General features: G+C 67.7%; 8 protein-coding genes. 4 read left to right on the plus strand and 4 right to left on the minus strand.

Annotated features, from left to right (window positions below; translation table 11 throughout):
* Positions 1-161: 161 nt before the first annotated feature.
* Positions 162-1,412: a DUF2974 domain-containing protein gene (locus tag JS528_RS08580; protein ID WP_214358654.1), complete on the plus strand. Its 1,251-nt coding sequence runs from the start codon at positions 162-164 to the stop codon at positions 1,410-1,412.
* Positions 1,413-1,520: 108 nt separating this feature from the next.
* On the opposite strand, the gene JS528_RS08585 is transcribed toward JS528_RS08580, so the two are convergent.
* Complete coding sequence (locus JS528_RS08585) at positions 1,521-2,444, minus strand: LysR family transcriptional regulator (protein ID WP_214358655.1); 924 nt, start codon at positions 2,442-2,444, stop codon at positions 1,521-1,523.
* A gap of 196 nt (positions 2,445-2,640) precedes the next feature.
* On the opposite strand from JS528_RS08585, the gene JS528_RS08590 reads away from it, so the two are divergent.
* Both JS528_RS08590 and JS528_RS08595 read left to right on the plus strand, forming a co-directional pair.
* Positions 2,641-4,506, plus strand: a complete 1,866-nt coding sequence (locus JS528_RS08590) for an ABC transporter ATP-binding protein (protein ID WP_214358656.1) — start codon at positions 2,641-2,643, stop codon at positions 4,504-4,506.
* Positions 4,506-6,455, plus strand: coding sequence for an ABC transporter ATP-binding protein (locus tag JS528_RS08595; RefSeq protein ID WP_240541420.1), 1,950 nt, complete (start codon positions 4,506-4,508; stop codon positions 6,453-6,455). The genes JS528_RS08590 and JS528_RS08595 overlap by 1 nt, the downstream gene beginning before the upstream one ends.
* 42 nt (positions 6,456-6,497) lie before the next feature.
* Here the strand turns inward: JS528_RS08595 and JS528_RS08600 are convergent, their stop codons facing one another.
* Complete coding sequence (locus tag JS528_RS08600) at positions 6,498-7,127, minus strand: HAD family hydrolase (protein ID WP_214358657.1); 630 nt, start codon at positions 7,125-7,127, stop codon at positions 6,498-6,500.
* Between the two features lie 146 nt (positions 7,128-7,273).
* Positions 7,274-9,133 carry a bifunctional ADP-dependent NAD(P)H-hydrate dehydratase/NAD(P)H-hydrate epimerase gene (locus JS528_RS08605; protein WP_214358658.1) on the minus strand — a complete coding sequence of 620 codons (1,860 nt, stop codon included), beginning with the start codon at positions 9,131-9,133 and terminating at the stop codon, positions 7,274-7,276.
* Positions 9,134-9,308: 175 nt separating this feature from the next.
* On the opposite strand from JS528_RS08605, the gene JS528_RS08610 reads away from it, so the two are divergent.
* On the plus strand, positions 9,309-10,910 hold the full coding sequence (locus tag JS528_RS08610; protein ID WP_214358659.1) for an ABC-F family ATP-binding cassette domain-containing protein: 1,602 nt from the start codon (positions 9,309-9,311) through the stop codon (positions 10,908-10,910).
* A 78-nt stretch (positions 10,911-10,988) separates the two neighbouring features.
* Here the strand turns inward: JS528_RS08610 and JS528_RS08615 are convergent, their stop codons facing one another.
* Positions 10,989-12,176: a pyridoxal phosphate-dependent aminotransferase gene (locus JS528_RS08615; protein WP_214358660.1), complete on the minus strand. Its 1,188-nt coding sequence runs from the start codon at positions 12,174-12,176 to the stop codon at positions 10,989-10,991.
* Between the last annotated feature and the right edge of the window lie 46 nt (positions 12,177-12,222).

Here is a 12,222-nt window from a genome sequence, read left to right on the forward strand (position 1 = left end):
GACGGCAACCGTCATCGGTGTGGTTCGCAGGGATGCCGTACCGCCGTCGGACGGCACGAAGGATGATTCGTCCCGCGTCCTGCGTGCCTTGCGCGATGACCGGCTTCGTCCGCGGAAAGGTACGATGGAGGTGATTCGCATCCTCGGTCAGGGAGGCCGTCATGGGGAACATCACCGATGACATCCGTGTGCGGTTCGACACGTTCGACGCGTCACCGTTCAACGAGACGGACAGTCTCGCGCTGTCCCAATTGGCGTACGCGCGCATGCCGGACAACGTGCCGCGATACCGGCCGGCCGTCGCCACCGAGATGGGGGACGGCTCCGACGCCGATGGGGAGGCTGATGGTGGCGGAACCGCGGACGATGGGGAATCGGGTCTGCCTACCGTGCCGCTGCGCGACCTGCTGCGCGCGGAGTGCTACGACGCGATGTTCGGACGCGTGTGGTCGCCGCAGCTCAACGTCGACCTGCTGCGCGCGATGGCCGAAAGCCCGCGATGGCGCGCCCTGCGCGTCGGCGCGTATGCGGACGTGATCGACGTGGACGCCGTCAAGCAGTTCGCCGCATGCTCGTTCGATCTGGGCGATATCGGAACGTCGGGAGCCTGCGACCCGGGGTCTCGCACGCTGTACGTCGCCTTCCGCGGCACCGACAGTTCGATCGTCGGCTGGAAGGAGGACTTCGCGATGGCGTTCCGGCGTCCGGTCGCCTCGCAGGAGTCCGCCGTGCGGTATCTGACCGACGTTGCCTCACGATGGGACGGGCCGATCATGGTCGGAGGCCATTCCAAGGGAGGTAACCTCGCGGTCTACGCCGCCGCCTGCGCGCCCGCCGACGTGCGCGAGCGCATCGCGGCCGTCTACTCGCACGACGGCCCGGGCTTCGACGAGGCGTTCTTCGCGACGCCCGGATACGAGGACATCGCGTCTAGGGTCCACAAGTCGGTGCCGGAGGCGTCGATCATCGGCATGCTGTTCGAATCGCGCGAGGACGCCGCCGACGGCTACACGGTGGTCGGGAGCGACGGCGTCGGCATCATGCAGCACTTCGCCCTGCACTGGCAGGTCGAGCACGGTACGTTCGTACTCGCCGACGGACTCAACGCGGGCGCCCGGTACGCGGCCCGTACGCTCAACGACTGGATGGCCCGCTACGACGACGAACACCGCCGGCTCTTCATCGAGGGACTGTTCGCCGTGCTCGAAGCCGGCGGTCGGGCCGTGGCTCCGGACGGCGCCCACGCCACGTTCGGCGAACTCTCCTCGCACTGGACGCAGGCGCTGCCGGTCATGCTCGCGGCGGCGCGCGGCATCGACCCGGAGGATCGCGCCGTGATGTTCGACGTCCTCAAGGGTTTCGCCGCGACGGCCGCGACGTCGGTGGCGGCGGTGATTCCGGCGGGAAGGTAGCGGATATGCGAAAGGCTCCCCGAAGGGAGCCTTGAGAATGTCGTCGGATCGGGAATCCGACGACGGAGCGGCGCTCCGTGTGAGCCGGACCGATATGCCTGCGGGTGCTCAGTCGATGAGCTTGTAGCCGTGGTCGGCGACGACGGATTTGAGCTTGTCGAGGTAGTTCTCGGCGGCGGCGGAGAGCTTGGCGCGCTCGTTGGTGATCCAGCCGACGAGCATCGTCTCGTCGGAGTCGAGCGGGACCGTGCAGATCTTCTCGTTGTTGAGGTCGCCGTTGTCGATGCCGGTGCACACCGTGTAGCCGTTGAGGCCGATGATGAAGTTGAGGATCGTGGCGCGGTCGGTCACGTTGATCTGCTTGGGGGAGTAGTCCGGCCAGACCGCCTCCTCGGCGAAGTAGAAGGAGCCGTCCTCGCCCTGCTCGTACTGGATGAACGGGAAGGGCTTCAAGTCCTTCATCGTGACGACCTTCTTCGTGGCGAGCGGGTTCGTGCGCGCCAGGAACACGTGCAGCGGCGCGCGGAACAGCGCGTGGAACTCGAGGTGCTTCTCGCGCAGGAGCTTGCCGATGACGTCCTTGTTGAAGTCGGACAGGTAGATGATGCCGACGTCGGAGCGCATGTTGGCGACCGAGTCGATGATGTCGCGCGTACGCGTCTCGCGGATCGTGAACTCGTACTCGTCGGACTTGATCGAGTTGATCATCTCGACGAACGCCTCGACCGCGAACATGTAGTGCTGCGTGGAGACGGTGCACAGTTGCTTGCGCGGCTTGGCGTTCTTGTAGCGCTCTTCGAGCAGCGACGCCTGGTCGAGGACCTGGCGCGCGTAGGTGAGGAACTCCGCGCCGTCGACCGTCAGGGCGATGCCCTGCGAGGAACGGGTGAAGATCTCGATGCCGAGCTCCTTCTCGAGCTCCTTGACCGAGGAGCTCAGGGCGGGCTGCGAGACGTAGAGCTCGTGCGAGGCCTCGTTCATCGACCCGCATTCGACGATCTTGACGATGTATTTGAGTTGCAGAAGCGTCATAAGTACCGGTTATACCAGTGGGACTGGTCGGAGGATTGACTTATAGCCATGCCTTCCATGTCCGCGGACGCCATTCGAGACGGTCCGTGTCCGAGGAGGATGCGACGCGCCCCGGGCGGCTGGACCATGCGGCGCGGGGAAGCCGGACGGCTGCTAACCTGTTGGCGTCCGGGAACGATGCGCGAGACGGGAAAGGATGGCGCCAGTGGAGACCGTCAGGGTGCTGATGCGGCACATCGGGGAGTTCAAACGGGACGCGGTCATGACGCCGATCGTGATGATCGGCGAGGTCGTGTGCGAGATGATCGTGCCGCTGCTCATGGCCACGCTCATCGACGCCGGCGTCGAGCAGGGGGACATGGCCGTCATCACGCGCACGTCCCTGACCATGCTCGCCGTGGTCCTGTGCGGCCTCGCGGTCGGCTGCCTCGGCTCAGTCTTCGGCTCGAAGGCGTCGGCCGGCTTCGCCCGCAACCTCAGGCAGGACCAGTATGACAACATCCAGACCTTCTCGTTCACCAACATCGACCGGTTCTCCACTCCGAGTCTCGTGACGCGCCTGACCACGGATGTCATGAACATCCAGAACGCGTTCATGATGATCCTGAGGATGGTGCCGCGCGCGTTCAGCTCGCTGGTCGTCGCGATGTGCATGGCGTTCGTCGTCTCCGGGCGCATGGCCCTCATCTACCTCGGCGCCGTGATCTTCCTCGGCGTCGTCCTCGCCATCCTCATGAACGTCGCCGCGCGCTTCTTCCGCCGCGCCTTCCCCGAATACGACGTGCTCAACGAGAACACCGAGGAGAACATCACCGCCATCCGCGCGGTCAAGGCGTTCGATCGCGGCGACATGCAGAACGAGCTGTTCCGCTCGATCTCCAAGCGCATCTACGACATCTTCATGAAGGCCGAGCTCACGCTCGCCTCCGTCAATCCGGTCATCCAGCTCACCGTCTGGGCGTCGATGCTGCTCATCAGCTGGTTCGGCGCGAACCTCATTGTCGCCGGGGACCTGACGACCGGCGACCTGACGTCCCTGCTCATGTACTGCATGAACATCCTGATGAGCCTCGTGATGCTGTCGATGACGATCGTGATGATCACGATGTCGTCCGCCTCCGCCCGCCGCGTCGCCGAGGTACTGACCGAACAGGCCGACATGCCCGTCGCCGACCATCCCGTCATGAGCGTCAGGGACGGCTCCATCGACTTCAACGACGTCGACTTCTCCTACCCCGAGGTGCGTCTGTCCGAAAACGACCCCACCGCCAAACGCCGCGCCATGATGGCCGCGAAGCTCAACGGGTCCCGTCGCCGCGAGCGCGCGCTCGACGACATCGACCTGCACATCCCCGCCGGCGCGGTCGTCGGCGTGATCGGCGGCACCGGCTCATCCAAGACCACGCTCGTCAACCTCATCCCGCGACTGTACGACGTGACCGGCGGATCGGTCATGGTCGGCGGCGTCGACGTGCGCGACTACGACCTCGACGTCCTGCGTGATCAGGTCGCCGTCGTCCTGCAGAAGAACGTGCTGTTCTCCGGCACCATCGCCTCGAACCTGAAATGGGGCGACCCCGACGCCACGATCGACGACATGCGCCGCGCCTGCCGCATCGCCTGCGCCGACGAGTTCATCGACCGGCTGCCCGATGGCTACGATTCCGTCGTCGAGCAGGGCGGGCAGAACCTCTCCGGCGGCCAGCGGCAGCGCCTGTGCATCGCCCGCGCCCTGCTCAAGCAGCCGAAGGTCCTGATCCTCGACGACTCGACGTCCGCGGTCGACACCGCCACCGACGCGCGCATCCGCCGCGCCTTCGCCGACGAGATGCCCGACGTCACCAGGATCATCATCGCCCAGCGCGTCTCCAGCGTGCGCGACGCCGACATGATCGTCGTCATGGACGACGGGCGTGTCCACGGCGTCGGCACGCACGCCGAACTGGTGGGCAGCGACGAGATCTACGCGAGCATCGTCGAGCTGCAGACGCGCGGCGGCGGCGACTTCGACGAGAACGCGGCGGACGCCGCATCGGAGACGAACGAAACGGAGGTGGACTGATGCCGGGACCGGGACGCGGCAATTCGGCCAGGAACGCGGCCGCCGCCAAGGAGTACCTGAAAATGGGCCATCCGTGGCGCACGTTCCGCCGCCTCATGGGCGACCTGTTCGCCAGGTACGGCGTGCAGTACGCCCTCATCATGGCGTGCATCATCGTCACCGTGCTCGCCAACGTGCGCGGCAACCTGTTCATCCAGCGGCTCATCGACGACTACATCATGCCGCTCGTGCATGCGGCGCCGGGGGAGCGCGACTTCGGGCCGCTGCTCGCGGCCATCATGGGTCTGGCCGGTCTGTACGCGGTCGGCGTCCTCGCCTCGGCGGTGCAGTCCGTGCTCATGGCGTTCGTGACCCAGGGGTTCATGCGCCGCCTGCGCAACCGCATGTTCGGACACATGCAGCGGCTCCCCCTGAGCTATTTCGACACCAACTCGCGCGGCGACGTGATGAGCCTGTACACCAACGACATCGACACGCTGCGCCAGATGGTCTCGCAGTCCATCCCGCAGATCCTCACCTCGGTGCTGCAGATCGTCATGGTGCTCGTCTCGATGATCTACCTGAGCGTGCCGCTGACCGGCGTGATGCTCGTCATCGCCGCCGTCATGGTGTTCCTCACCAAGGTGCTGACCGGCCGCTCGGGCGCGCACTTCTCCCGCCAGCAGCAGTCGGTCGGCGAGCTCAACGGCTTCGTCGAGGAGATGATGAGCGGACAGAAGGTCGTCAAGACCTTCACGCACGAGGAGGCCGCCAAGCGCGACTTCCGCAAGGTCAACGACCGCCTCTACGACGCCTCCAACAAGGCCAACAAGTTCGCCGGGTACCTTGGGCCGATCAACAACCAGCTCGGCTACATCGGATACGTCGTGTGCGCGCTGGTCGGCGGCACGCTCGCCATGACCGGCGCGACGGGACTGACGCTCGGCGCGCTCGTGAGCTTCCTGACGTTCGTCAAGAGCTTCACGATGCCGATCTCGCAGGTCTCCCAGCAGCTCAACGCCATCGTCATGGCCCTGGCCGGCGCCGAGCGCGTGTTCGGCCTGCTCGATCAGCGGCCGGAGGGCGACGACGGCAAGGTCGCGCTCGTCAACGTCACGCGCGGTGCCGACGGCTCGCTGACCGAGACGGGGGAGCGCACCGACTCCTGGGGATGGAAGGACCCGTCGACCGGCCATATCACGCCGATGCGCGGCGACATCCGCCTCGACCACGTGGACTTCGGCTACGTCAAGGGCAAGACCGTACTGCACGACATGACGATGTTCGCCAAGCCGGGTCAGAAGATCGCGCTGGTCGGCTCGACCGGCGCCGGAAAGACGACGATCACGAACCTCATCACCCGCTTCTACGACATCGACTCCGGTTCGATCACCTATGACGGCATCGACATCCGCGACATCAGGAAGGGCGACCTGCGTCGGTCGCTCGGCATGGTGCTGCAGGACACGCACCTGTTTTCCGGCTCGATCATGGACAACATCCGGTTCGGCCGCCTCGACGCCACTGACGAGGAGGTGAGGGCCGCGGCCCGCCTCGCCAACGCCGACTCGTTCATCGAGAAGCTGCCCGACGGCTACGACACGCAGCTCGCGTCCGACGGCGCGGCCCTCAGCCAGGGCCAGCGGCAGCTGCTCGCCATCGCGCGCGCCGCCGTCGCCGATCCGCCCGCGCTGATCCTCGACGAGGCGACCTCCTCGATCGACACCCGCACCGAATCGCTGGTCCAGCACGGCATGGACGAGCTCATGCGCGGACGCACCACGTTCGTCATCGCGCACAGGCTTTCGACCATTCGCAACGCCGACTGCATCATGGTGATCGAGGCCGGCCGCATCATCGAACGCGGCACCCACGACGAGCTCATCGCCCAGCGCGGCCGCTACTACACGCTGTACACGGGCCGAGCCGCGAATGAGGGAGCGGAACTACGCGCGAAAGATTTGCGCTGACAACATGTTTTGCGCAAGGAATTCGCGCGGAGAGAACGGAGATCAGAGCCGCACGCCGAGGCCGGTCAGGGCCTCGCGGGCCTGAAGGGCGTTCTCGAAGAGCACGCCGTGGATGCCGACCTCGTCCGCGCCGACGACGTTCTTCGCGGTGTCGTCGAAGAACACGCAGTTTCCGGCCGTCAGGCCGAAGCGGGAGAGCGCGAGCTCGTAGATGTCGGCGTTGGGCTTGTGCAGCTTCTCGATGCCGGAGACGATCGTGCCGCCCAGCAGCTCCTCGAGGCGCGGGAACTTCTCGAAGGCGAGATGGAACGTCTCGTGCGACCAGTTCGTCAGGCCCCACACGCCGTAGCCGTGGGCCTTGAGATCCTCGAGCAGCTCGACCATGCCGGGCAGCGTGCGCGGCAGCGCGTCGGCGTAGTGCTCGATGTAGTAGCGGAAGATGGCGGCGATGTCCTCGCCCTGCTCACGCACGACGTCCGGGTAGATGTCGTCGAAGTCCTCGCCCGCATCCATGCGGTCCTCGTAGCGGAAGAAGCCGTGCGGGTCATCGTCCGCGCAGATCGCGTCCACGACGTCGTCCGGGAACCTGCCCTCCAGACAGGCGCGCGTGTTCCAGTCCAGCAGCACGCCGCAGAAGTCGAAGATCACGTCGGTGATGGGGGATTCGGCCATGGGAAGCTCCTTCGGGTCGGGAAAGTGACGGGATTCCACCGACCAGTGTACGGATACGACGGAACCCCGTCCGGTGGAACACGGGTTCCGTGGACGGGGTTCGACAAGATTCGAGTCGGACCGGACCGGACCGACCCGCCGGACGTTCAGCCGATGAGGTCGGCGACCGCGTCGGGAATCGCGGCGATCACGTCCGAGGCGATGATCGGGTGGCCCAGCGTGTCGAAGCGGCGCGGCTGCGTGGTCATGCCGAACAGCTCCGGCGGTTGCCAGCCGTACTGCTCCGACTCGGCGGCAATGCCGGCCGCCATGCCGTGCAGATAGGCAGCGGCGGCGGCCGTGTCGGCGACGAGCGCCGCATCGTAGGCGAGCGGGGCGTCGCCGCCCTCGGCCGTGTCGCCCGCCCCATCCGTGGCGGTGCCGTCGGCGTCGCCGGCCGCGTCGTTCCCGTTCGGGCCGCCGTACGCGCCGTCCAGATCGTCGTCCATCTGCGCGAGCAGCGCGCCCGCAATGCCGGCGAGCACGTCGCCCGCTCCGGCCGTGGCCAGCCACGCCGGGGCCGCGCCGGCGACCATCGGATGCTCGCCGGCGCCCACGACGATCGTGGCCGCGCCCTTGAGCAGCACGGTCGCGCCGGTGCGTTCATGCGCCTCGGACGCGTAGCGCAGCGGTTCGGTCTCGACCTGCGCGCGCGTCACACTCAGCAGACGGGCCAGCTCGCCCGCGTGCGGCGTGATCACGACCTGCGGCGGCACACGGTCCGGCAGCAGATCGATCGCACCCGCGTCGACGACGACCGGCGGCATCACGCGCGAACCCTCCTCATCGGCCGAGTAGTGGGCGAGCAGCGCCGCGATCGTCTGGCGCTGGATGTCCTTGAGCTCCGGGTCGGCGTCGTTGTCCGGCACGCCCGAGCCGACCGCCCACGACTGCACGTGACCCTTGCCGATGACCGCCTCGGGCAGCGCGGCGAGCACCATGTCCTGCGCACGCTCGGGACCGAGGTAGCGCACCATCCCCACGTTCGTGCGCGCGGCCGCGCGGGCCGTGAGCACCGCGGCGCCCGGATAGCGGGCCGAACCGGTGACCAGCCCCACCACGCCGCGCGAGTACTTCGCGTCCGTCACGCGCGGCAGCCGCACCGCCTCCGCCGCGAGATCGCGCGACATCGCCTCGACCGACGGCTCGACGTCGTCCAGATCGAACCCGAAGTCGACCAGCGTGATGCGGCCGCACGCGAACGTCGCCGGCGGCAGGACGGCGCACGGCTTCATCGCGCCGAACATCACCGTCTCGTCGGCCGGGATGTACGCGCCGGTCAGCGCGCCGTCGTCCACGCCCACGCCGGACGGCGTATCCACCGCGAGCACCAGCGGCAGATCCGCGTCGGCGTCCGTGGCGCGGTTCGGCAGCGCCGGACGATCGGGCAGCGGACAGGCCCCCTCGCCGCGATCCGGCGTCGCCGGCAACCCCAGCGACGCGGCGATCGCCGCCGGGATGCCGCGAAGATCGCCGGTCAGGCCGATGCCGGTCATCGCGTCGATGACCAGATGGGAGCGCCGGGCCAGCCGGACGGCCGCCTCGAGGCGCTCGCCGGCCTCGCCCGGCGTGAAACCGGACGCGCAGCCCGGGATCTCGGCCGCCGGATCCAGCACCAGCACCTTGCCGCCGGCCTGCACGAGGGCGGCGAACCCCGCGTCGTGCAGCGCGCGGCCGGTCGCCACGACGGTGACCCGAGCGCCCTCGTCGGCCAGCGCCGCCGCGGCGAACAGGCCGTCGCCGCCGTTGTCACCCGCCCCGGCGAGCAACGTCACGGCCGCGTCCTCGATGTCGACGCCGGCGTCGTCGAGCATGCGCGCCGCCACATGCGCCGCCGCGTTGGCGGCCATGCGCATCAGCGGCACGCCGTCCTCGAGCAGCGGCCTCTCCATCCCGCGCACGTCGGCCGCCTCGTAGGCGGCGTGCAGCAGGGTCTCGCGGCGTTCCGAATCGTTCCGGGTGTCCATGACGGCCTCCTTGGCTGACATACGGGCGGTTGGCCCGTGTACTGGCACCAGTCTAGTCCGCGCCGGGCGTCCGTGCGGCACCGCACGCGGGCGGCGGAAGGTTTTTCGCGCCTCACGTTATAGTGGGCAATCGGCAAAACGACGGACCGACGAACAAGAAAGCGGCAGGTGGGGTATGGCGATCGATGCACAGGGTCTGGAGATTCAGATCGGAGCGCGCACGCTGCTGCATCCCACCGACTTCCACGTCGCCAAGGGCGACAAGATCGGTCTGGTCGGCCGCAACGGCGCCGGCAAGACGACCCTGACGCGCGTGATCACCGGCGACATGCTGCCCACCGCGGGCAAGGTGCGCGTCTCCGGCAAGCTCGGCTATCTGCCGCAGGATACGCACGCCGCCGACCCGGAGCAGTCGGCGCTCGACCGCATGATGAGCGCGCGCGACATCGCCACGATCATCGCCCGCATGCGCAAGGCCGAGAAGGAGATGACCGATCCGGACCCGGACGTCATGACCAAGGCCATGAACCGCTACGACAAGGCCATGCAGGACTTCGACAAGGCCGGCGGCTACGCCGCGCAGTCCGAGGCGATCACGATGGCCGCCTCGCTGGGGCTCCCGCAGGACGTCATGGAGCAGAAGCTCGGCACCCTCTCCGGCGGCCAGCGCCGACGCATCGAGCTGGCGCGCATCCTCTTCTCCAACGCGGACACGCTCATCCTCGACGAGCCCACCAACCACCTCGACGCCGATTCGATCGAGTGGCTGCGCTCGTACCTCAAGAAGTACGAGGGCGGCTTCCTCGTCATCTCCCACTCGACCGAACTGCTCGACGAGGTCGTCAACAAGGTGTGGCACCTCGACGCCCAGCTGGGCCAGATCGACATGTACTCGCTCGGCTGGAAGGCGTACCTGCACCAGCGCGTCGTCGACGAGGAGCGCCGCCGTCGCGAGCGCGAGGTCGCCGAGAAGAAGGCCGAGCGCCTCATGAAGCAGGGCATCCGCCTGCACGCGAAGGCCACGAAGGCCGTCGCCGCGCAGAACATGATGCGCCGCGCCGAGAAGCTGCTCGAGAACACGTCCGAGGCGCAGAAGGCCGAGAAGGTCGCCGACATCCGCTTCCCGGAGCCCGCGCCCTGCGGCCGCACGCCGATCATGGCCAAGGACATCTCCAAGGCGTACGGCTCGAACATCGTGTTCGCCGGCGTCAACCTCGCCATCGACAAGGGCTCGCGCGTCGTCATCCTCGGCTACAACGGCGCCGGCAAGACCACCACGCTGCGCATCCTCGCGCATATCGAACAGCCCGACACCGGCTCGGTCGACTATGGCCACGGATGCAAGATCGGCTACTTCGCGCAGGAGCACGACACGCTCGACCTCGACGCCACCGTGCTCGAGAACCTCACGCACGTCGCCCCCGACCTCAACGATACGCAGGCCCGATCCATCCTCGGCTCGTTCCTGTTCTCCGGCGACGACGCGCTCAAGCCCGCGCGCGTGCTCTCCGGAGGCGAGAAGACCAGGCTCGCCCTCGCCACGCTCGTCACCTCGCGCGCCAACGTGCTGCTCCTCGACGAGCCCACCAACAACCTCGACCCGGCCTCCCGCGAGGAGATCCTCAAGGCCATCGCCAAGTACGAGGGCGCGATCGTCCTCGTCACCCACGACGAGGGCGCCGTCGAGGCCCTGAACCCGGAGAGGGTCCTCCTCATGCCCGACGGCGACGAGGATCTGTGGAACGACTCCTACCTCGAGCTCGTCGCCGAGGAATAACGGAGCGTATGCTGCCTTTTCTCGGCACTCGACGTACCTTCGTACGTCTTCGGCCTCGAACGGCGGTCTCTGCACACGTTATTCCACGGCATCGTCGCGATCGACGAGATCCTCCAGATAGCGTGCGAGGCGATCGAGGCCCTCGCGCGTGGCCTCGGGGGTGCCGACGTAGCTCAGACGCACGTATCCGGCGCCGCGCCCGCCGAACCCGGAGGCGGGCGTCACCACCACTCTGGCCCTGTTCAGGAGATCGACCGCGAAGTCGTGATCGGACATTCCCGTCGCCTTCACGTTGAGCAGGACGTAGAACGCGCCGTCCGGCGTCGCGCACGACACCAGCGGCATATGCGAGACCGCCTCGACCACCATGTCGCGGTTCGCCCGGTAGGCGGCCTTCATGTCGTCCAGCACCTCGTTCGCGCCCTCCAGCGCCTCGACCGCGCCGGTCTGCAGGAACCCGGGCACGCAGGAGACGACGTCCTCCTGCATCACCATCATCCGGTCGATGATCGTCCTCGGTCCGAACGCGGCGCCGATGCGCCAGCCGGTCATCGCGAATGTCTTCGAGAAGCTGTCCACCACCACCGTGCGCCGGCGCATGCCCGGCACCGCGGCGATCGACAGGCACTCCAGCTTGTCGTCGTAGACGAACGAACGGTACACCTCGTCGCTGATCGCCCACAGGTCGTGCCGTTCGCACACGTCGGCGATCAGATCCAGCTGCTCCGGGTCGATGATCGCGCCGGTCGGGTTCGAAGGGGAGTTGAGCAGGATCGCGCGCGTCCGGGGCGTGATCGCCGCCTCGACGTCCGCCGCCTGCATGCGGAAGCCGTGGGCCTCGTCGAGCGGCACCGGCACGACGTTCGCGCCGACCAGCCGCACCTGACCGAAGTAGTTCGCGTAGCCGGGATCCGGGATGAGGATGTCGTCGCCCGGATCGAGCGTGGCGAGCAGCGCCAGATACACGGCCTCCATGCCGCCGGCGGTGACGATGACGTCCGTCTCCGGGTCGTAGTCGGTGCCGTCGGCCGCGTTGCGCCGCTCGCACCACGCCTCGCGCAGATTCGCCGCGCCTCGGTTCGGCGTGTAGTGCGTGTCGCCGAGGCTCGCCGCCCGGTACGCCGCGTCGATGACCGGCTGGGGCGTGTCGAAACCGGGTTCGCCGATCGCGAACGAGACCGCGCCGCTCACGCCGGCGGCGAGTTCGAACATCTCGCGGACGCTGGGATACAGCGCCTCGGCGGCGCGTTGGGAAACCTGTGGCATGAACGCTCCTTTCATGTTGCGTACACGAGAGATATACCAGCGTCAT

Origin of the sequence: Bifidobacterium santillanense, assembly GCF_018555385.1 — a bacterium.
GTDB lineage: Bacteria > Actinomycetota > Actinomycetes > Actinomycetales > Bifidobacteriaceae > Bifidobacterium > Bifidobacterium santillanense.